The following is a 19966-nucleotide window of genomic DNA, read 5'->3' as shown; positions in this document are numbered from 1 at the left end:
TTCGGACGCGGGTCCGAAGCTCAGCCGATCTGGATTTTGGTGTCGGAAACGAACTGGTACGGCGGCACCGGCAGGTTCGCGGGCGCGGGCCCCTGGCGGATGCGGCCGGACGAATCGTACTGCGAACCATGGCAGGGGCAGAAGAACCCGTCGTAATTGCCTTCATGGGCGATCGGGATGCAGCCGAGATGGGTGCAGATGCCGATCACGACCAGCCACTGCTCGTGGCCGGACTTGACCCGGGCCTCGTCGGACTGCGGATCGGGCAGGCTCGCGACGTTGACGGCGCGCGCCTCGTCGATCTGCTTCTTGGTGCGGTGGCTGATGTAGATCGGCTTGCCGCGCCAGAACACCTTGATGTCCTGGCCCTCGGCGATCGGGCTGAGATCGACCTCGATCGGCGCACCGGCGGCGATGGTCGAAGCATCAGGATTCATTTGAGAGATGAAGGGCCAGAGCGCGGCCGCGCCCCCTACTGCTGCAGCTGCCCCCGTTGCAACGAATAAGAAATCACGGCGTGTCGGATGGTCCGCCGAAGACGCTGTCGTCACGATTCCAACCCTTTCTTCTTATGCTGCCGGTGGAACCGCTCCAGGAGCCCCCCAAAGGTCCCTAGAACAGTGCTGCCGGCGCCCGCGGCCCCCCGCGGCGGCAGAACTTCGCTTGTCCCCACCAGAATAGGGCGAAAACAGCAGTCCAGAATCGTTCTATTGGCACCCTTGCCGGGCGAGCGCAAGCCCGCTAACGGCGGGGAAGCGTGCAATGCACGAATTCCCGGGCAGGCGATGTTTTATTGAGACATTTCCGGCCCGCAACCCACCCGCCGCCGCCCATGCAGATAGCGCTTTTCCAGCCCGACATCCCCCAGAACACCGGCACGATTCTCCGGCTGTGCGCCTGCCTGGGGATCGCCGCCCATATCATCGAACCTGCGGGGTTCCCGGTCTCCGACCGGCATTTCCGCCGGGCGGGAATGGATTATCTCGACCAGGTCAGCATTACCCGCCATGACTCCTGGGCGAAGTTCGAGGACTGGCGCGCAGGCCAAGGCTACCGCCTGCTGCTGTTCACCACCAAGGCCGCCACCGACTACCGCGATTTTCATTACCAGACGTCGGACATCCTGCTATTCGGACGCGAGAGCGCCGGCGTCACCGACGCCGTGGTCGAGGCCGCCGATGCGCGGCTGGTGATCCCGGTCATGCCAGGGCTGCGATCGCTCAATGTCGCCATGAGCGCGGCGATGGCCGCAGGCGAGGCGCTGCGGCAGATCCGGAACCCGAACGGTCCACAGGATTGCGGTCCACAGGATTGAGGAGAGACCAGTGAGTTACGCGGTCAAGGAGATCTTCCTGACCCTGCAAGGCGAAGGCGCCCATGCCGGGCGTGCGTCGGTGTTCTGCCGCTTTGCCGGCTGCAACCTCTGGAGCGGCCGCGAGGCCGACCGCGGGGATGCGACCTGCAAGTTCTGCGACACGGATTTCGTCGGCACCGACGGCACGCTCGGCGGCCGCTATGCCTCGGCTGCGGACCTCGCGGACACCATCGCGGCCCAATGGACGGCAACGGCCGCCAACCGCTACGTGGTGCTGACCGGCGGCGAGCCGCTGCTCCAGGTCGATACCGCCCTGATCGAGGCGCTCCATGCGCGCGGCTTCGAGATCGGCGTCGAGACCAACGGCACGATCGAGGCGCCCGAAGGGCTCGACTGGATCTGCGTCAGCCCGAAGGGCGGCAGCGAGCTGGTGCTGCGCCGCGGCCACGAGTTGAAGCTGGTCTATCCGCAGGCCCTCGCCGCGCCCGAGACCTTCGAAGGCCTCGCCTTCGAGCGCTTCTCGCTGCAGCCGATGGACGGACCCGAGGTCGCCGAGAACACCGCGCGGGCGATCGACTACTGCCTGCATCATCCGCAATGGCGGCTCAGCGTGCAGACGCATAAATCGCTCGGCATCAGATAGGATTGGTTTTCGAACAGATGTGGGAATTGACGAAATCGTTCCGCTTCGAGGCGGCGCATTCGCTGTCGGGAACGACGTTTGGCGCGGCGAGCGAAGAGATCCACGGCCACTCCTTCCGCGCCGAGGTGACCGTGCGCGGCACGCCCGACCCCGACACCGGAATGGTGGTCGATCTCGGCCTGCTCCAGCGCGCCATCGAGGACGTGCGCCTGACGCTCGACCACAAGTACCTCAACAAGATCGAGGCGCTGGGCAAGCCGACGCTGGAAAACCTGTCGCGCTTCGTTTGGGAGCGGCTACAGCATATCGGCAAGCTGACCCGCGTCAGCATCCACCGCGACAGTTGCAACGAAAGCTGCACCTATTACGGTCCGCAAGGTTAGCTACGATCGCGGTCTCGTAGGGTGGGCAAAGCGCAGCGTGCCCACCATCGAGTGCGACGATGAAGGATGGTGGGCACGGCGCAAGGGCGCCTTTGCCCACCCTACGAGAGCCAGTTTGGGAATTGGATATGGACGCTTCAGCCATCGAAGACCGCAAGACGCGCGCCCGAACCTGGTTCGAGCGCTTGCGCGACGACATCTGTGCGAGCTTCGAGCGCCTCGAGGATGATGCGCCGCAAGGCCTCTATCCCGGCGAGGCCGGCCGCTTCAAACGCACGCCCTGGCAGCGCACCGACCACACTGGCGCGGCCGGCGGTGGCGGCGTGATGTCGATCATGCATGGCCGGCTGTTCGAGAAGGTCGGCGTGCACTGCTCGACCGTGCATGGCGAATTCGCCCCCGAGTTTCGCGCCCAGATCCCCGGCGCCGCGGAGGATCCAAAATTCTGGGCCTCCGGCATCTCGCTGATCGCGCACATGCGCAATCCGAACGTCCCTGCCGTGCACATGAACACGCGCTTCGTCGTGACGACAAAAGCCTGGTTCGGCGGCGGCGCCGATCTCACGCCGGTGCTCGATCGCCGGCGCACGCAGGAGGATGCGGACAGCATCGCCTTCCATGCGGCGATGAAGGAGGCCTGTGCGCAGCCGAACGGCGTTGCCGATTACGACAAGTACAAGACATGGTGCGACGAATATTTCTATCTGCCGCACCGGAAAGAGGCGCGCGGCATCGGCGGCATTTTCTACGACTGGCACGACAGCGGCGACTGGGACGCCGACCTCGCCTTCACGCAGGATGTCGGCCGCGCCTTCCTGAAGATCTACCCCGACATCGTCCGGCGCAATTTCGCGAGCGCCTGGACGGCTGAGGACCGCGAGGAGCAATTGATCCGGCGCGGCCGCTATGTCGAGTTCAACCTGCTCTACGACCGCGGCACCATCTTCGGGCTCAAGACCGGCGGCAACGTGGACTCCATCCTGTCGTCGCTGCCGCCGGAGGTGAAGTGGCCATGAGCGCTGTGATGCGTCCGCTCCCCCGCGCCATGCTGATCGACATGGACGACACCATCCTGTCGGCCTATGGCCGGCCCGAGATCGCCTGGAACACGATCGCGAACGAGTTCGCCGAGGAGCTTGCGCCGCTGCCTCCGGCGCAGGTCGCGACCGCCGTTCTGGCCTTCGCGCGAAACTTCTGGGCCAACGCGGAAGCCGCCTGGCGGATGAAGCTCGCCGAAGCGCGGCACCTGACGGTCAAGGGCGGCTTTGCCGCGCTCGCGGCGGCCGGCCATCGCGCCCTCCCCGACGATCTCGCCATCCGCCTCGCCGACCGCTTCACCGCCTATCGTGAGGAGGAGATGTTCGTGTTCCCCGGCGCGCATGAGGCGATCGACAGATTGAAGGCGCTCGGCATCAAGCTGGCGCTGGTCACCAACGGCGCCGCGGACATGCAGCGCGCCAAGGTCGAGCGCTTCGAGCTCGCGCACCGTTTCCACCACATCCAGATCGAGGGCGAGCACGGCTTCGGCAAGCCCGAGGAGCGCGCCTATCTGCACGCGATGGAGGCGCTCGGCGTCACCGCCAAGGACACCTGGATGATCGGCGACAATCTGGAATGGGAAGTCGTCACCCCGCAGCGTCTCGGCATCTACGCGATCTGGATGGACGTGCATGGCGACGGCCTGCCCGAAGGCTCGACCGTCAAGCCCGACCGCATCATCCGCTCGCTGACCGAGCTGGTGCCGGACCAGCCGTAACGGGGCTCGCGAACAAAACTGCGAAAACAACCCCATGCACAGTAGCGGGCTGCTGCAAGATCAAGGGTTTACGGATTTTACGAATCGCGTTTGACCCGTCGGGCAAAACAGGGGCATAATGCCATCGTCGGGATGCGTGCGATGAAGAAGCTTCCCATGTGAGCCCTCTCCCCTCATTCGAGCGGTCCGCACATAGACCGCGCTGGCCATCGCCGCCCCGTCCGTTTTCCCCGTGTCATGACCGCCTGCTAGCCTCCTGTCCGGTCGATCAACCCGAAAGGACAATCCATGGACTTGAAAGCCGGCGATGTCGTGATGCTGAAATCCGGCGGCCAGCCGCTGACGGTTGCGGAGGTGAAGGAGGACGAGGTGCTCTGCCTCTGGATGGGCATGGAAGGCGATCTCTTCCGCGAGACGCTGCCGCTGGCCGCGCTCGTGCAGGTGGAAGAAGAGGACGACGAAGACGAGGATGACGACGAGGACGAAGACGAGGAGTAGGCGCCTCTAGGACCGCCCCCTCGTCAGATCGGAGCGTTCCGCTCCGGCGCCCATGATGTCCGCTGCTCCGCCGATGACAGCGCTATAGCGGACATCACTGTATGTCACGGAAGAGCCGGCAGCCGACATGGCAACCGCTCCGGGCGCATCGTCCGCATTCTCCTCGGCCGCATGCGCATGGCAGTCATCCGCAGAAATCGTTTCAACCCCCGGTAGTCAGATTCGGAAGTTTCGGCTAGCATTTTGCGGCGTGCCGGCATTGGGACGGAATGTCCGTCCCCGAAAGGACATATCATGAGATTGTCGCCAGGATTTGTCGCGCCTTCAGCCTTCGCTTTCTTGTCAACGGTCTTGCTGTGCGGCCCTGCGGTGTCGCAAACCGCAACAAGCTCCCCCACTCAGGTTCCCTCCGTCACGGTCGATGCGCCGAAGCAGGCGGCAAGGCCGAAGCAGGCGGTCAACACCGGGGCATCTCGCCCGACATCGTCAACCCGCCACATACGATCGGCAACCGCTCAACCGTCATCCGGTAGAACGCCATCGCCAGCACCGGGTTCACCATTGGCGAGGATTGCCGCGCTGGAGAAGCGCGCCAGCAGTTGTAACGGTGGCTGTCAAACAAGCTTCAGACACGGCAAGGATCCCTGGGTCGGGTGCAGCGAGTCGGGCGGCGGACAAACAGATGCACCTTTCTCGCCGACCTGCACAGACACCATCACTCACAAGAACTACGTGGATTGCGTCGAGACCAAGGTGTTCCTGGGAGACTACCGCAACAGAGCCTACTGGCTCTGCAGCAGCCTCTCCGCCGGCAACAAGTTTCAAGTCGCCGATCTCAAGCGGTCAAAGCGCTAGCGCTCAAGCATGATCCGGAAAAGCGGGAAGCGGTTTTCCGGGAGGATCATGCGTCAACAACATCCAAAGCGCGATGACGATTCATCCAAATCGCGCCGCGCTTTGGCCCTGCCAAGCGGACCTAAATGACTTATCTCGCGACTTCGCAGATGGGCCAGAATCCCAACATCGATACGACTGAAGATCGCCAACCACTCGGCCTCTAGTTTGCGAGCCTGCGATTGCAGGCGACCCTATCTTCGTTCGTGGCGAGCGAATCGTAATCGTCTGCAAGCCTAAGGTAGACCTTACGCAGTCCCTCATCCGAGGTGCATGACGCCATCGTTCGGTACTCCTCGGCTACGTGCCGATGCCGGGCGGCTTCCGCCATGTAATCCGTGTTCATCGCAAGCTCCCTGGGGCCCGACCGTCCGTCCCGGCGCGAGGGGACCATTGCGATAGATCAACGACTGCAAGATACATCAGCACCCGGCGCGGATCCTTGCCGGCCACTTCTGCTCGACACTTGGCAGCCGCACTTGGATGAGCACTTGGATGAGCACTTGGACGAGCACCGAGCTAGGCAGCCTCGGGCCACAGGCAGACGTTACGGGTCGGCTCATCGCGGGCGAAGCCGACCTCCCAACGACAAATCAAGTCAGACTTACTTCCGTGGCTCGGTCACCACTTTGGTTGATCCGTCCGGCGCTGCCTGCATTCCCGGTGGGCTTTGACCTTGCGGGCTTTCCGGCGGCGCGCCACCCGACTTCGTGTCGAGCGGTCCGGTCCAACCTTGTGGCTGCAATTGACCTTTTTCTTCAGGTGCCGAGCGTCCAGTTGTCATGTCCTTGGGATCGGTCTGTGCCGTCGCAAATCCGCACGACAACGCCCAGCCAACCGCCGTTATCAGAATGATCCGCATTGCGAGACTCCGCTTGGCTGATCGAACCAACAGGCTGGTCCCGCTTCAGTTCCTAATTGTGTCGTGCAAGCGTTCAAACTCCCGGCAAACGATGTCCGAGTTGGGTCGCAAGCGGCGGTGTGACGCAGCGTGACGGCGCACTCAATCGGCCCGCCGCTTCAAACTCGGCAGGCGCCGACGCTGGCGCTGCCTAGCCGTGAAGTTGCGAGTTGAGGCCGTCCCAATTGGATGTGCGTCTGGTTGCCTCAAGAGCGCCGCTCTGGGAGTTGCGGCGAAAAAGAAGACCCTTTTGCCCGGAAAGTTCCTTGGCTTTCAGCACTCGGCCGTCCTCCAAAAGGATGCGCGCGCCTGCCGTGACGTAACAGCCCGCTTCGACGACACAATCGTCACCCAGTGAAATGCCGATACCGGCGTTGGCTCCGATCAGGCAGCGCTCACCAACCGTAATCCTCTCTTTGCCTCCTCCTGATAGCGTGCCCATGATCGAGGCCCCGCCACCAACGTCGCTGCCACGTCCCACGACCACACCGGCGCTGATCCGACCTTCGACCATGCAGGGACCGAGCGTACCTGCGTTAAAATTGCAAAAGCCTTCATGCATGACGGTCGTGCCCGGCGCTAAATAGGCTCCGAGCCTGACGCGATCCGCATCCGCAATTCGCACATCCGCAGGCGTCACATAGTCAGTCATGCGCGGAAACTTATCCACGCCCGTCACCTCGAACGCGAGGGCCCGCTTTCGCGCGACCATTTGCGCTTCCGGCACACGACAGCATTCGCAGGGACCCAGGGTCGTCCAGGCAACGTTGGGTAACAGACCGAAAATTCCGTCAAGGTTCAGGCAATTGGGCTGGACGAGCCGGTGGCTCAGGAGATGGAGTCGAAGATACGCGTCGTGGACATCAGTCGGCGCAGACGCGAGAGAGTCAATCTCTGTGCGGATTGGAACGATGTCGACATTGCGAATGTCGTCGTGTCGCGCATATCCGTCCGCCGGCTCACCCAACGATCCAATGATCTCGTCCGTCGTCAGCCGTACCGTTGCCGCCTTGCCGGCCTCCTCGACCAGGCTCAGCTGAAGAAACCAGGAATCCAACACGCGACCGTCAGCGGCAATCGTCGCAAATCCCTCGCCTCTCGCGCCTCTCAGCTCCATCGTCATTTGAATTGCTCACACTGTCTGCAGCCGACCACTCAACGAAAGTTACTGCTTCGGCCCTTCGGCGGCGGCTGTAGCCATATATTTCGAATAGAGTTCAGCAATCCGCGCGCGCCACATGCCGACGAACGCTCCGGATGTCAGCTTGTCGACCGATTTCCATGCCTGCTTGACGGCCGGAAGAGTGTTCCGCCAGATCGCACGTTTGCACCATTTCTCGCCTTTTTCCTTGCCCTCGCCGGTGGCACACATTGATTTCCAGGCGATGCGATCAGGTTGGCTGATGTGCTCGGCGGCGCCTTCCCAGCCCTGTTGATGGATCAGGTAGAGATCGCTCAAGGTCGGCTTCTGGTGCGTCACCCACTCGAACAGCACGCCTTCGGTAATGACCTTGTAGGCCGCCGCTACGGCATTGTCGCGGGGACTGCGAATCTGCCCCGAGCCGAACTTGTTGAACTCATATTCACTCAGTTGGAACAGGCCGATATACGACCCGGTGCGTTGCTTGGGATCGAACCCGGACTCGACCTTCGCGACCGCTTTCATGAAATTGAAATCGAGACCGAACGCATCGGACGCGCGCTTGATCTCCTCGATCGGCGTTCCGACCAGGGTGTCCTTGAGCGACCTCAACACGATATCGGCCGGCTTCTCTGCGGGCGGATATTCTGACCAAATGTAATAGATCAGATACCGGAAATCCTGGCTCACCGGCGCGGGGCTGGACGCAACATCCAATGCATCGCGCATTGCCGGGACCGGCTGCGCAGCATCAATGTGGTCCACTGCGTTCGCTTTCGTCGCGCTGGAATCGTCATCGATTTTGGCTTGGGCAACCAGTGACCGGGCAGAAGCCGCCCCGGAGACCGGCCCGCGCGTTGCTCCAGGCGACGCTCCGGGTGCGGCAGAGATCTCCGCTACGGCGCGATGAATCATCCCCGTGAATGCAATGACACCCACGATGCAGGCGGCCTGCAAGGCTTTCATTGCCCCCAACTCCGCGGCAGGGTTCCCAAGAGAAAGCTACACGCATATTCCCCGCTGTCCAAGGCGGGGTGGCCACGCCGATGCTTTAGCGAAGCTGACTGTCACCAAAATGCGACACCGTTATCGCCGTTCGCGCCTGTTCGACGAGGAACAGGCTGCCCGCGAGGTCAGCTCGTTCGGTGGCCGATCCCGATCAGTCCGGAAGACCTGAAGCGCGCATTGCTTCGATAAGAGGCGCTGCAAGCACCGGGACGCAACCGATGGCGGAGCACTGACCATTGCTGCTGAAATTGGGTTGAAGCTGCATGACGCGTTCGGCGGCCGCATTCGCATCCTGCATTCGTCCGAGTTTGGCAAGCGCTGCCGCCAGAAACATGTGCGAGACGCTGAAACCTGGCTTGCTCCGAATGGCCCGTTGTGCCGCCGCCGCAGCTTCTTCATAGCGCCCGCGAAGAAAATGGCCCATGCAGATGCCATGCAGCGCCGCCGTAATCCACGGATCGAGCGGACTAAGCCGGATACCTCGCTCGCCCCATTCGATGGCACGCTCGGCTTCGCCTCCCCAGCCCAAGATCAACGCACCCCAGGAATATGCCCAGGCAGCTGATGGGGAGATTGCAAGCGCAGCCTCGAACGTTTCGAGAGCCAGCATGCGGTTGTGCTCGACAAGACCGATAGCGATCGCGGCGTAGACAAGTGCCGGGGCATCGTCGGGGCCGAGTGCCACTGCAGTGTGCGCGTGCTGTATCGCAGCTGCGCGATTTTCTTCACGCCTGCCCGCTCGGAGATACAGGATTTCATTGCAAAACGCTGTCTGTCCGTGCGCTAGCGCGTAGTTCGGCTCGAGTTCAAGTGCGCGCGCGAGGAGTGGCACGGCCTGCGACGCGCCCTCCGGCATCCCGGTATCCACCAGAGGCGTCGCACGGAGCACAAGGTCGTAGGCGTCGAGGCTGTCAGGGCGCTTGCGCTTCGCCCGTTCGATTTCGGCTTGACGCAGGCTGGGCTCGATCGCGGCGACCGTGCTCACGGTAATCTCATCCTGCAAGGCAAAGATGTCGTCGACGGCGCGATCGTAGCGATCCGCCCAGATATGGGCCCTGGTCTCGGCGTCAATGAGCTGCGCAGTGATTCGCACTCGATCGTTTGCCCGTCGCACGCTGCCCTCCAGCACGTAACGAACACCCAGTTCGCGCCCAACCTGCCGGATGTCGACGGACCGCCCCTTGTACGTGAAGGTCGAGTTGCGGGCGATCACGAACAGCCATTTGAAACGGGACAGCGCGGTGATGATGTCTTCCACCATGCCGTCGGCGAAATACTCCTGCTCGGGGTCACCGGACATGTTCTGAAACGGCAGAACTGCGATCGAGGCTTTCTCCGGCAGCGGCAGCGGTCGATTGCTGTCCGCAATCGTGGCCTTCGGCGCGTTGCCAAGTTTGACGCCATACAGTCGAACCGTCCGGTCAATGTTCTTCAGTGATCGTTCACCGAGATCGTCGAACTCGAATTTCGTTTTTCCCCTGACTTGCTCGAACGCACTTCCGGACAAACACACGCCACCCGGCGAGCACTCGTTCTCGACGCGCGCGGCGACATTCACGCCATCACCAAAGATGTCGTTTTCGTCGCTGATGATGTCGCCGATGTTGATGCCGATGCGAAAGGCAATCTGTGCTTCGCGGCCAGCCATCTTCTCTTGAACAGCCACGGCGCAAGTCACCGCGTCGACAGCGCTGGCGAATTCGACCAGGAGGCCGTCGCCAGTCGTCTTGACGATCCTGCCCTTGTGCTCCGCAATGGCTGGATCGACGATTTCGCGGCGGATGGCCTTGAGGGCTTCGAGCGTGCCGACTTCGTCAGCGCCCATTAGCCGCGAATAGCCGGCAACGTCCGCCGCCAACACCGCCGCCAACCGCCTCTCAACGCGCGCCGTGACCACCGCTGCCCCTGCTGGTTTGGACTGACGACAGCAGCGTAAACCTCGGGCGGGAGACTTGGAAGCCCGACAATAATAGCCGCCGAGCTGCTATCGCCCGCAAGGCCAGCCCGCTCCGGCATGGCACGCAATCCCCGGCCTGTCAGCCAGGCGGAACCATGCTGTCGGGAGCAAACTCGGTCGGCAGGCCGTCGATGCTCTTCATGTTCTTCAGGCGCCAGTATTTGCGTAAGTTAACCAGATTCAATGCGCAAATCGATCGCCCAATAGTCGCGTTCGGCTGACGATGCTGCTCGGGTATAGGCCGGAAGGCGACACCGACCAACAGTTGTGATATGAAGTTTGTCGTTTGGGACGGGGCTTTTTGGTGCGTGGTCGATTGACGAAAAAATTGGGGCCTTGGCTCTTGCTTCTGGCGATCGTTAGCCCGCCCTGTTGGGGACAGTCGGACGCGATAAGCGCGTGGAAGCAAAAAGTTCATCTCCAACTGAAGTCCCATGCGCGATTTCCGGCAGAGGCGTGCGGTCGGAGCGGTGAACCGAAATTGGGCTTCGCTCTTGATCGTTCCGGCAAAGTGATTTCCAGCAGGCTCCTGAGCGGGTCAGGGGTCGCTTCAATTGATGCTGCAGCTTTGGCCGCGGTGATTAGCGCTCAACCATTTCCTCCCGCGCCTCCCGAACTTCCCGACAGTGACCTGAGCTTGGCAGTCGTGCTTGTCTTCGCAAGGCCGCCTGATGTTACAGAGCAAGACTTTAAGCGAAGTTGTGACCTCCTACGAGATGAGATCAGTCTTCGTAACCGGCTGAAGGGCGTGTGCCGGGGCTGCTGACGCGTCCCGGCTGGGAATCGAAAGCCGACGTCTGTGCGTACACGCCCGACAGGCTTCGATCCTCGCTATCCGATCAGCTGCTTTGCCGCCGCCGAGATCATCACCAGCCCGCCCGTGATCACGGCGACGTCGAGAATGGCAGTGTGGATGTGCAGCGGCATCCGCTCCACGAACGCCTTTGCGAGAAACGCGCCGGGGATCGCGATCGCTCCGATCAGCAGCGCGAAGGCGAGCACCTGCGCGGTGACGGCGCCGGCGAGGCCGAACACCGAGATCTTGATGAGGCCGGTGCCGAGCGAGATCATCGCGTCGGTCGCGATCACGGCGGCGCCCTCGAGGCCCGCGGCCATCAGGAGCGAGAGCAGGATTACGCCGGAGCCGGAGGTGCCGCCGACCAGCACGCCGTAGCCGACCGAGCCGGCGGCAAGGCCGGTGTCGCCGATCTTGACCTCGCGCCGTCGCAGCACGCGGCGCAGCGGCACGCTCAGCATCAGCATGGTGCCGATCACGAGGGCTGCGCCGGCATTGGTGAGGCGCGTGTAACCGTAGGCGCCGAGCGCGGTCGTCAGCGCCGCACAGGCCAGCACGATCAGCGCGCGGCGGCGATCGGCATAGCGCAGATAGGCGACGGCACGACTCGCATTGGTCAGCATCGCGGAGATCGCGATGATCGGCACCACGGGCTCGGCGCCGACCAGCGGCACCAACACGAGCGGCATCAAGGCGCCGGTGCCGTAGCCGGCGAGACCACCGATGATCGAAGCAAACAACGCCATCAACGCGACCAGCAGGAGCTGAAGGATCGAGATGTCGGCGAAGCCTGAAACGATGGTCACGTTTTCCCGTCGCGGCTGACGCGTGCCGCAGCTTGATCGGCGATGGAGGCGAGCGCGGCTTCCTCTAGGGGAAAATCCGCCGCAAGCCAAGCGTCCTCGGCGAGTGTCAACACGTGTCCGAGCGCAGGTCCTTCCGCCAACCCGCGCGCGATGAAGTCGGCGGCGCGCAGCGGGAATTTCGGCGCAGTCCAGCGCTGCGGCAGCTCGGCGAGCGCGCGCCAGCGCGGCGAATGCACCTCGCCGGCGGCGCGCGCCCAGCCGAGCAACACGCGATCGTGATAGCGCTCAGGGCCGAGCCGGTAGAGCAGCCGCCGCGCATTCGCCTCGTCCTTGGCGGCGAAGCGCCACCAGCGATGGCCCATCGAGTCCAGCGCCTTGGCCTCGGCATTGGAGAGCCGCAGGCGCGCGGCGACGCGCTTGGCGTCCTCGGTCACGGCGACCGTCAGCGCGGCGAGGCGCCGCGTGGCGCTGGGGGTGAGGCCAAGCTCGCGCTCGATCGCGATCATCGCGGTGAGCGGCCCGGTATAGGCAACGCCGCCGATCAGCGTTTGCAGCAATCCGCCATCGGCCATGGCCACCGCAGCCGCGGAGGCGCCGCCGGCGACCAGCAGCTTCAGCATCTCCATCCGTAACCGCTCGGCCGACAGCCTGGCTAGCCCCTCGCGTCCGCGGATGCAGGCGAGATAGCCGTCGCGGTCGGGCTCGCCCGCCCCGAAGGCGGCATGGATGCGGAAGAAGCGCAGGATGCGCAGATAATCCTCGGCGATGCGCTGGTCAGCATCGCCGATGAAGCGCACGCGGCGCGCTTTCGCATCCGCGATGCCGCCGACATAGTCGTAGACCACGCCCCGTGCGTCGACCGACAGGCCGTTCATGGTGAAGTCGCGCCGCTCGGCGTCCTTCACCCAGTCGCGGCCGAACGCGACCCTGGCCTTGCGGCCGAAGGTCTCGGTGTCCTCGCGCAGCGTCGTCACTTCGTAAGGGTGACCGTCGATGACGAGCGTGATGGTGCCGTGCTCGATGCCGGTCGGCACGCTCTTGATGCCGGCGGCCTTGGCGCGGCGGATCACCTCCTCCGGCAGCGCCGTGGTCGCGATGTCGATGTCGCCGGGCACGAGGCCGAGCAGCGCGTTGCGCACGGCGCCGCCGACCACCCGTGCCTCTTCGCCATCAGTGCCGAGCAATTGCAGGACGCGCGCGGTCCCGCCGGCGGTCAGCCAGGGCGCATCGGCAAGAATCGGCGTAAGGATCGGCTCCGCGCTCATCGTCCCGCCCCTATCTTTCCGTGCCCGGCACGAACTTGCCGTCCTCGATATGGGCGGGAACGTAGGTCGAATCCGGTCCGCCGCCGGAGAATTGTGCGAGACCAATCAGGCCCGCGATCACCAGCGCGAGCGCGACCAGGGCGAGGCGGGAGACGATCGTGACCGGCCAGGACGATCGCGCGAACAGCCCGGAGCGGGTGGCGGCCAGGAACAACGCATAGACGGCAAAAGGGATGAGGAAAATTCCGATCTCGGTCAGGACCGTCCGGATCATGACGAGTAGATCCGCTCATACAGCACACGCAGCATTCCAGCCGTCGCACCCCAGATGTAGCGCTCCGCGAACGGCATCGCGTAATAGAAGCGCTCCATGCCGCGGAATTCCTTGCTGTGCAGCTGGTGGTTCACCGGGTTCATCAGGAAGGATAGCGGCACCTCGAACGCATCATCAACCTCGGAATGGTTGATGGTGAGCGCAAAGCCCGGCCTGACCCTTGCGACCGTCGGCAGGATGCGGAAGCCGAAACCTGTGCCGTAGAGATCGAGATAGCCGATCGGCTCGACGAAGTCTCTGGACAGGCCGACCTCCTCCTCGGCCTCGCGCAGCGCGGCATCGAGCGGGGACGCGTCCGTCGCATCGATCTTGCCGCCGGGAAAGGCGATCTGGCCGGCGTGGTCGTTGAGATGGGCCGAGCGCTGCGTCAAGAGGATGGTCGGCTCGGGATGGTCGACCACGGCGATCAGCACCGCTGCCGGCCGCACCGGCTGCTCGCGCGCGATGATCTCCAGCATCTTGTCGGTGCCGGGATCGCCCGAGGCCGGAATGATGTTGGGATCGTAGAGGCCGGCCGGCACGTCGAAGCCGAGCCGCGCCCGCGAGCGGGCGAAGAAATCCGTAGCTCCCAGCGCGACAGGTTCGCGCTCAGGCTTGCTATCGGGGATAGGCTTGTTCAAAGCGCGGCCCTCACCTGCTCCGCGTCGGCCATGGCGAAGAATTCGCCGGCCGACTCGACGCCGAACATCGGCTGGCCATCGACCATCCGCTCCTCGCCCATGTCAACCAGATCGTAGTAGAGCGCACGGGTCACCTTGGCCCAGAGATCGGCGCGGACATGCAGGTAAGGCGTCAGCCCGCCGTCCGCCGCCTGCTCGAAGCGCAGCCGGTGCGCGGCATCGCATGTCACCCAGTCGTCGACATTGGTGCGGAAGCTCAGCACGCGATGGTTGTCCTCGCCGTCTTTCTGCATTTCGACCGCCATGAACGGCGCATCGTCGACGCGGATGCCGACCTTCTCCACCGGCGTCACGAGGAAGTGCTTGTCGTCCTCGCGCTTCAGGATGGTCGAGAACAGGCGCACGAGGGCGTGACGCCCGATTGGCGTCCCCATGTAGAACCATGTACCATCCGAGGCGATTCGAATGTCGAGATCGCCGCAAAACGGCGGATTCCACAGATGCACCGGAGGCAGGCCCTTTTTGGCGCCTTCGGCATTGGCAGCACTTTTGGCGGCGGCAGTCAGCCCCTCAAGACCGCGATCGGCGCTCTGCCCTTGGTTCGCCATGGTTTGCCCTGACTTTGTCATCTGGCACGATTGGTGCAGGTCTACGTTGCAGATTGGTGCTCGGTTCCACCCCGGATTAGTCCGGTGTGGAGGTCGCCACTTCGTGATGCCCTACATACCCTTAAGCCGATAAGGTGGGGATAGGTTAATTCAACGAATACATGGCCTTCCTGCAAGTCTAGCATAGGGCCCATGTGACGGCGCGACGACGCAGGAAGTGACCGCGCAAGCAAGCCGCATGGCAGGCTGAAGGAGCGAGCGAAATGGCGGAGAGTGTCGAGAAACTCGAGGATGGGATCGTCCGTTCGGCCGAGCAGGTGTCGGCCCAGATACGCGCGGCGAAGGAGGCAATCGGCTCCGTCATCTTCGGCCAGGACCGCGTCATCGAGAACACGCTGGTCACGATCCTCTCCGGCGGCCATGCGCTGCTGATCGGTGTGCCCGGCCTTGCCAAGACCAAGCTGGTCGAGACGCTCGGCGTCACGCTCGGTCTCGACGCCAAGCGCATCCAGTTCACGCCCGACCTGATGCCATCGGACATCCTCGGCGCCGAGGTGCTGGACGAGAGCACCGCCGGCAGGCGCGCGTTCCGCTTCATTGCCGGTCCCGTGTTCGCGCAGCTCCTGATGGCGGACGAGATCAACCGCGCCAGCCCGCGCACGCAGTCGGCGCTGTTGCAGGCGATGCAGGAGCAGCACATCACGGTCGCCGGCGCGCGTCACGATCTGCCGAAACCCTTCCACGTGCTCGCGACGCAAAACCCGCTGGAGCAGGAGGGCACCTATCCGCTGCCGGAAGCGCAGCTCGACCGCTTCCTGATGGAGATCGACGTCGACTATCCCGACCGCGAGGCCGAGCGCCGCATCCTGTTCGAGACCACGGGCGCCGAGGAGACGCTGGCGAAGGGCTCGATGACCGCGGATGCGCTGATCACCGCGCAGCGGCTGGTCCGCCGCCTGCCGGTCGGCGATTCCGTGGTGGAGGCGATCCTGTCGCTGGTGCGCTCGGCCCGTCCGGGCGAGGAGAGCGGCGAAGCCGGCAAGTTCATCGCCTGGGGCCCCGGCCCGCGCGCCAGCCAATCCCTGATGCTCGCCGTGCGCGCCCGCGCGCTGATCGACGGACGCCTCGCGCCCTCGATCGACGACGTGCTCGACCTCGCCGAGCCCATCTTGAAGCACCGCATGGCGCTGACATTCCAGGCGCGCGCCGAAGGCCGCACGATTCCGGACGTGATCCGGCAATTGAAGACACGGATCGGTTGATGGCCGCAGAGACCGGGCACACAGCGAAGGAGATCATCGCGATCCGACGTGCCGATGGCGAAAGCCGTACGCTCGCCGCTTCGCTGCCGCGCCTTGTCCTCGAAGCCCGCCGCGTTGCCGCCAACGTCATCCACGGCCTGCACGGCCGGCGCCGCGCGGGCTCCGGCGAGAATTTCTGGCAATACCGCCGCTTCGTCTCCGGCGAGCCGGCGCAGAACGTCGATTGGCGCCGCTCGGCGCGCGACGACCATCTCTATGTCCGCGAGCTCGAATGGGAGGCATCGCACACGGTCTGGATCTGGCCCGACCGCTCGCCCTCGATGGCGTTCGCCTCGAAGGCGGCGCGCGAGTCGAAGCTCGAGCGCACGCTGATCGTCGCCTTCGCGCTGGCCGAGCTGCTGGTGTCGGGCGGCGAACGCGTCGGCATTCCCGGGCTGATGGCGCCGACCGCGAGCCGCAGCGTCATCGACAAGATGGCGCAGGCGATGCTGCATGACGACGCCGACCGCCTCAGCCTGCCGCCCTCCTTCGTTCCGTCGGCGCTGGCCGAGATCATCGTGCTGTCGGATTTCTGGTCGCCGATCTCCGAGATCGGTGCGACGCTCGCCGGGCTGTCCGGCTCCGGCGCGCACGGCACGATGGTGCAGGTCGTCGATCCCGCCGAGGAATCGTTCCCCTATTCCGGCCGCATCGAGTTCGTCGAGCCCGAGGGCTTTGGCGTGATCACCGCCGGCCGCGCCGAGAGCTGGGCGCAGGACTACACCGCGCGCCTTGCGCTGCATCGCGACCAGATCCGCGCCGAGACCTCGAGGCTCGACTGGCTGTTCACGACCCATGCGACCGACCGCTCCGCCGCCGAGCTGCTGCTGTATCTGCACGCCGGCATGCAGGTGAGCAAATCTGGCGCGCGCACCACGACCATCAAGGTGGGGCCGGCCGCATGATGGGATTGCCGCTCGCCTTCACCGAACCGCTGCTCCTGATCGGCCTCGTCAGCCTGCCGGTACTGTGGTGGCTCTTGCGCGTGATGCCGCCGCGGCCGCGCCGCATCGAGTTTCCGCCGACGCGCCTGCTGTTCGATATCGCACCGCGCGAGGAGACCCCGTCGCGGACGCCGTGGTGGCTGACGGCGCTGCGCCTTTTGGCTGCGGCCCTCGTCATTTTCGCCGCCGCCGGGCCGATCTGGAATCCGCAGGTCGGTGCCGCCAATAGCAAGGCGCCGCTGATGATCATGCTCGACGACGGCTGGAGCGCGGCGTCGAACTGGGACATCAGGATCAGAGCCGCCGACGAGCTGATCGCCAATGCCGACAACGACCGCCGCGCCATCGCGCTGGTGCCGCTGTCCGAGCCGAACCGCGACATCACCCTGATGCCGGCGGGTGCCGCGCGCGTCGCGCTGCGCCAGCTCGCGCCAAAGCCCTACTCGATCGACCGCGTCGACACGCTCACTGCGGTCGATCGTTTCCTGAAAGCGACCGGCGATTGCGAGATCGCCTGGCTGTCCGACGGCGTCGACACCGGCCGCGGCGAGGAGTTCGTGGCCGGCCTCGGCAAGACCTTAGGGGATCGCAGCCTGACCATCTTCGAAGGCGGCACCTCCTCGCCGCTCGCACTGGTCGCGGCCGAGAACGCCGCGGCGAAGATGACGGTGAAGGTGCTGCGCACCGACAGCGGCATTGCGGCCGGCACCGTGCGCGCGCTGGACCAGAAGGCCTCGCCGATCGGCGAGGCGCGCTTCTCGTTCGGCCCGCAGGACAAGGAAACCGACGCCGCGTTCGACCTGCCGGTCGAGCTGCGCAACGACATCACCCGGCTCGAGATCTCGGGCGAGCGCTCCGCCGGTGCGGTGCAGCTGCTCGACAAGCGCTGGCGCCGCCGCGCCATCGGCATCGTCTCGGGGGCGACCAGCGAGACCGCGCAGCCGCTGCTGGCGCCGACCTTCTACCTCACCCGCGCGCTGGCGCCGTTCGCCGACGTGCGGCTCGCCGACAAGGGCTCGCCGCAGCAGGGTATCACGCAGTTCCTGGACCAGAAGCTGCCGATGATCATCCTCGCCGATGTCGGCACCATCGCCCCTGAAATCCGCGAGCGTCTCAATGCCTGGATCGACCAGGGCGGCGTGCTGGTGCGGTTCGCAGGGCCCCGCCTGGCGCAGGCCGAGGACGATCTCGTGCCCGTGAAGCTGCGCAAGGGCGGCCGCACACTCGGCGGCAGCCTGACCTGGGAGAAGCCGCAGCATCTCGCCTCGTTCGCCGCCGACGGCCCGTTCGCCGGCGTCGTGGTCCCCAAGGACGTCACCGTGAGCCGCCAGGTGCTGGCCGAACCCGACGCCGTGCTCGCCACCAAGAGCTGGGCCTCGCTCGAAGACGGCACGCCGCTCGTCACCGGCGAGCATCGCGGCAAGGGCATCGTCAGCCTGTTCCATGTCAGCGCCGACATGCGCTGGTCGGATCTGCCGATGTCGGGCATCTTCGTCGAGATGCTGCGGCGGGTCGTCGACATGTCCGGCTACACCACCAAGCCCGGCCCCGGCGTTGCCAGCGAGGCGACCACTGAAACGGTGGCGCCGCTGCACATCCTCGACGGTTTTGGCGCCTTCGGCCCGCCGCCGGCCACAGCAAAGCCGCTGCCCGCGGATTACCGCGACCGCGCCACATCAGATCATCCGCCGGGCTTCTATGGTCCTGCAGAAGGACCGCTCGCCGTGAACACGCTTGCCAGCGCCGACCGCATCGCAGCCCTGAGCACCGCGAGCCTGCGCGCCCGGCACGCCACCTACACCAATGCCGAGCCGCGCGATTTGCGCGGCTGGCTGCTGTCCACCGCGCTCGGGCTGTTCCTGATCGACGCCATCATCGTCGCGCTGCTCGGCGGCGGCCTCGCCGCGCTGCTGCGCCGCCGCGCCGCGCCGGCGATGATCGTCCTCGGACTCGTCCTTGCGGGCGCCGTCGCATTGTCGCCCACGCCGTCGCGCGCCGACAGCGCGTCCGACGAGTTCGCGATGAAGGCGGTGTCGCAGACCCGCCTCGCCTATGTCGTCACCGGCAATGCCGACGTCGATTCCATCGTCAAGGCCGGCCTCACCGGACTGACGCTGTTCCTGGCGCAGCGCACGGCGCTGGAGGCCGGCGATCCCGTCGGCATCGATCCGGCGCGCGACGAGCTCGCCTTCTTCCCGCTGATCTACTGGCCGATCGTGCCCGGCGCGCCCAAGCCGCCGCAGGACGCCATCAACAAGATCGACGCCTACATGAAGCAGGGCGGCACCGTGCTGTTCGACACCCGCGACGCCTATGAGGCGCCGCCGGGCGACAACGGCGCCTCGCAGACGCCGGGCATGCGGGCCTTGCGCGAAATCCTGTCCTCGCTCGACGTGCCCGAGCTCGAGCCGGTGCCGCGCGAGCACGTGCTGACCAAGACCTTCTATTTGCTGCGCGACTTCCCCGGCCGCTTCAACACTGGCCAGACCTGGGTCGAGACCCTGCCGCGCGACGAGGACGAGGACAGCGCGCAGCGCCCGGCGCGCGGCGGCGACGGCGTCTCGCCGATCATCATCACCTCGAACGATCTTGCCGGCGCCTGGGCCGTGCGCCCCGACGGCCAGTACATGCTGCCGGTGACCAGCGGCGACCCCCGCCAGCGCGAATTCGCCTACCGCGCCGGCGCCAACATCGTGATGTACACGCTGACCGGCAACTACAAGGCCGACCAGGTGCACGCACCGGCCCTGATCGAACGGCTGGGGCAATAGAGATGCGCGTGACGAACTTGAGCCA

Annotated in this window: 21 protein-coding genes; 10 read left to right on the top strand and 11 right to left on the bottom strand. The window is 65.0% G+C overall.

Annotated features, from left to right (window positions below; translation table 11 throughout):
* Window positions 1–20: 20 nt before the first annotated feature.
* The gene (petA, locus tag IQ16_RS34300; RefSeq protein WP_011085272.1) at window positions 21–551 is read right to left on the bottom strand and encodes a ubiquinol-cytochrome c reductase iron-sulfur subunit; all 531 of its coding nucleotides are present in this window, start codon (window positions 549–551) and stop codon (window positions 21–23) included.
* A 281-nt stretch (window positions 552–832) separates the two neighbouring features.
* Here petA and IQ16_RS34295 point away from each other — a divergent pair, with 281 nt between their 5' ends.
* The 6 genes from IQ16_RS34295 to IQ16_RS34270 all read left to right on the top strand — a co-directional run bounded on the left by IQ16_RS34295 (window position 833) and on the right by IQ16_RS34270 (window position 4595).
* Window positions 833–1315 (top strand): tRNA (cytidine(34)-2'-O)-methyltransferase, encoded by a 483-nt coding sequence (locus IQ16_RS34295; RefSeq protein WP_018648836.1) that lies wholly within the window; start codon window positions 833–835, stop codon window positions 1313–1315.
* 10 nt (window positions 1316–1325) lie between these two features.
* Window positions 1326–1958: a 7-carboxy-7-deazaguanine synthase gene (gene queE, locus IQ16_RS34290; RefSeq protein ID WP_018648837.1), complete on the top strand. Its 633-nt coding sequence runs from the start codon at window positions 1326–1328 to the stop codon at window positions 1956–1958.
* A gap of 17 nt (window positions 1959–1975) precedes the next feature.
* Window positions 1976–2341: a 6-pyruvoyl trahydropterin synthase family protein gene (locus IQ16_RS34285; protein ID WP_018648838.1), complete on the top strand. Its 366-nt coding sequence runs from the start codon at window positions 1976–1978 to the stop codon at window positions 2339–2341.
* Window positions 2342–2469: 128 nt separating this feature from the next.
* Window positions 2470–3357, top strand: coding sequence for an oxygen-dependent coproporphyrinogen oxidase (gene hemF / locus IQ16_RS34280; protein WP_026312979.1), 888 nt, complete (start codon window positions 2470–2472; stop codon window positions 3355–3357).
* Window positions 3354–4097 (top strand): HAD family hydrolase, encoded by a 744-nt coding sequence (locus IQ16_RS34275; RefSeq protein WP_035668651.1) that lies wholly within the window; start codon window positions 3354–3356, stop codon window positions 4095–4097. The genes hemF and IQ16_RS34275 overlap by 4 nt, the downstream gene beginning before the upstream one ends.
* Window positions 4098–4385: 288 nt before the next feature.
* The gene (locus IQ16_RS34270; protein WP_018648841.1) at window positions 4386–4595 is read left to right on the top strand and encodes a YodC family protein; all 210 of its coding nucleotides are present in this window, start codon (window positions 4386–4388) and stop codon (window positions 4593–4595) included.
* 1498 nt (window positions 4596–6093) lie between these two features.
* Here the strand turns inward: IQ16_RS34270 and IQ16_RS34255 are convergent.
* From IQ16_RS34255 to IQ16_RS46765, 5 genes are all read right to left on the bottom strand, one after another.
* Window positions 6094–6351, bottom strand: coding sequence for a hypothetical protein (locus IQ16_RS34255; RefSeq protein ID WP_145832006.1), 258 nt, complete (start codon window positions 6349–6351; stop codon window positions 6094–6096).
* 190 nt (window positions 6352–6541) lie between these two features.
* Window positions 6542–7513: a 2,3,4,5-tetrahydropyridine-2,6-dicarboxylate N-succinyltransferase gene (gene dapD / locus IQ16_RS34250; RefSeq protein ID WP_018648845.1), complete on the bottom strand. Its 972-nt coding sequence runs from the start codon at window positions 7511–7513 to the stop codon at window positions 6542–6544.
* A gap of 42 nt (window positions 7514–7555) precedes the next feature.
* Window positions 7556–8497, bottom strand: coding sequence for a lysozyme family protein (locus IQ16_RS34245; RefSeq protein ID WP_035668663.1), 942 nt, complete (start codon window positions 8495–8497; stop codon window positions 7556–7558).
* Between the two features lie 193 nt (window positions 8498–8690).
* Window positions 8691–10400, bottom strand: a complete 1710-nt coding sequence (locus IQ16_RS34240) for an adenylate/guanylate cyclase domain-containing protein (RefSeq protein WP_244635990.1) — start codon at window positions 10398–10400, stop codon at window positions 8691–8693.
* 175 nt (window positions 10401–10575) lie between these two features.
* Entirely contained in the window at window positions 10576–10932 is a 357-nt protein-coding gene (locus tag IQ16_RS46765; protein WP_244635987.1) for a hypothetical protein, read from the bottom strand.
* Between IQ16_RS46765 and IQ16_RS47690 the strand changes: the two genes are divergently transcribed.
* Window positions 10813–11262, top strand: coding sequence for a TonB family protein (locus IQ16_RS47690; protein ID WP_158646958.1), 450 nt, complete (start codon window positions 10813–10815; stop codon window positions 11260–11262). The genes IQ16_RS46765 and IQ16_RS47690 overlap by 120 nt on opposite strands.
* Before the next feature lie 65 nt (window positions 11263–11327).
* On the opposite strand, the gene IQ16_RS34225 is transcribed toward IQ16_RS47690, so the two are convergent.
* From IQ16_RS34225 to IQ16_RS34205, 5 genes are read right to left on the bottom strand one after another with little or no spacing between them, the layout of a single operon-like run.
* Window positions 11328–12098, bottom strand: coding sequence for a sulfite exporter TauE/SafE family protein (locus IQ16_RS34225; protein WP_018648849.1), 771 nt, complete (start codon window positions 12096–12098; stop codon window positions 11328–11330).
* Window positions 12095–13363: a CCA tRNA nucleotidyltransferase gene (locus tag IQ16_RS34220; RefSeq protein WP_018648850.1), complete on the bottom strand. Its 1269-nt coding sequence runs from the start codon at window positions 13361–13363 to the stop codon at window positions 12095–12097. The genes IQ16_RS34225 and IQ16_RS34220 overlap by 4 nt, the downstream gene beginning before the upstream one ends.
* 10 nt (window positions 13364–13373) lie before the next feature.
* Window positions 13374–13637 carry a DUF6111 family protein gene (locus tag IQ16_RS34215; protein WP_018648851.1) on the bottom strand — a complete coding sequence of 88 codons (264 nt, stop codon included), beginning with the start codon at window positions 13635–13637 and terminating at the stop codon, window positions 13374–13376.
* Complete coding sequence (locus tag IQ16_RS34210) at window positions 13634–14317, bottom strand: CoA pyrophosphatase (protein WP_018648852.1); 684 nt, start codon at window positions 14315–14317, stop codon at window positions 13634–13636. The genes IQ16_RS34215 and IQ16_RS34210 overlap by 4 nt, the downstream gene beginning before the upstream one ends.
* The gene (locus IQ16_RS34205; RefSeq protein WP_018648853.1) at window positions 14314–14925 is read right to left on the bottom strand and encodes a DUF1285 domain-containing protein; all 612 of its coding nucleotides are present in this window, start codon (window positions 14923–14925) and stop codon (window positions 14314–14316) included. The genes IQ16_RS34210 and IQ16_RS34205 overlap by 4 nt, the downstream gene beginning before the upstream one ends.
* A gap of 263 nt (window positions 14926–15188) precedes the next feature.
* Between IQ16_RS34205 and IQ16_RS34200 the strand changes: the two genes are divergently transcribed.
* The 3 genes from IQ16_RS34200 to IQ16_RS34190 are packed head-to-tail and all read left to right on the top strand — an operon-like array spanning window position 15189 to window position 19941.
* Window positions 15189–16187, top strand: coding sequence for an AAA family ATPase (locus IQ16_RS34200; protein WP_018648854.1), 999 nt, complete (start codon window positions 15189–15191; stop codon window positions 16185–16187).
* Window positions 16187–17131, top strand: a complete 945-nt coding sequence (locus IQ16_RS34195; protein WP_018648855.1) for a DUF58 domain-containing protein — start codon at window positions 16187–16189, stop codon at window positions 17129–17131. Before IQ16_RS34200 ends, IQ16_RS34195 begins: the two co-directional genes overlap by 1 nt.
* A complete protein-coding gene (locus IQ16_RS34190) occupies window positions 17128–19941 on the top strand; it encodes a DUF4159 domain-containing protein (protein WP_018648856.1) in 2814 nt (937 codons plus the stop codon). Before IQ16_RS34195 ends, IQ16_RS34190 begins: the two co-directional genes overlap by 4 nt.
* The last annotated feature ends 25 nt before the right edge of the window (window positions 19942–19966 follow it).

It is taken from the genome of Bradyrhizobium huanghuaihaiense (assembly GCF_007830635.1).
Lineage (GTDB): Bacteria > Pseudomonadota > Alphaproteobacteria > Rhizobiales > Xanthobacteraceae > Bradyrhizobium > Bradyrhizobium huanghuaihaiense.
Note: the sequence above shows the minus strand (reverse complement) of the source record. Positions and strands in the feature narration are given on the sequence as shown.